General features: G+C 58.4%; 1 protein-coding gene. It reads right to left on the reverse strand.

The window, feature by feature from the left end:
• Window positions 1-711: transposase (locus DVK07_RS20140; RefSeq protein ID WP_394338900.1), on the reverse strand; the 711-nt coding region annotated here is incomplete at its 3' end.
• Between the last annotated feature and the right edge of the window lie 31 nt (window positions 712-742).

Raw genomic sequence — 742 nt, forward strand, 5'->3', positions numbered from 1 at the left:
AATCTCCTCAGTGGTTTCACGGAAGCGGGCGAACAGATTGCGTCCCTCGTAGAGGTACTGCTGGCCGGTCGTAGTAGTACAGGCGACGAGGTTGTTCGCACCCACGTCCACGGCAGCCGATTCCTCGGCTAGTGGTGAATCCCGTCGCGAATCAGGCACAGTGACGGGGTGAAAGGCCCTGAACGTGTTCTCGACCTTGTCGTAGTACAGTTCTAACCGGCCCTGGTCACCCTCCCACTTCGGGTTGCCAGCGACTTCAAGACGTAGGCGCTCGTGATAGCCAAGGCCGTACTCGTCTTTGAGGTCTTGGCCAACAGGAATTTCAAGTCGGCTCCGTTCTCCGATTTCAAGGGTATACTGGTCGTTGCGGATGTACGTCCGCAACTCCCGGCCCTCGTCCTCATTGCCCCAGTAGCCCGGCGGGGCGGTGTCCGCATCGTCCTCGCGGGCAGCAAAGAACGACCGCCACGCTTCGTTGTTCTTGCGGATGACCTGTTGCGCAGTAGCCGAACCGAGAACACCGACGTACTGCTTGCGATAGTCGGCGGTATCCCACACCGACTCGCCGTCAAAAAATTGCTGTCGACGTTCGTAGGTGAGTTCGTTCCACAGGCTGGCGGAGGCATCCAACAACTCACGGAGCAGTTGCTCGTCCTGTGTGGAGAGTGGACGCACCGCGAACGTGTTGGTTCGCCGCACGACGACAGACATTTGTACTTCTTCGTCTAAATGTCTTGTGGAC

This window comes from Halorubrum sp. Atlit-26R (assembly GCF_003666015.1).
GTDB lineage: Archaea > Halobacteriota > Halobacteria > Halobacteriales > Haloferacaceae > Halorubrum.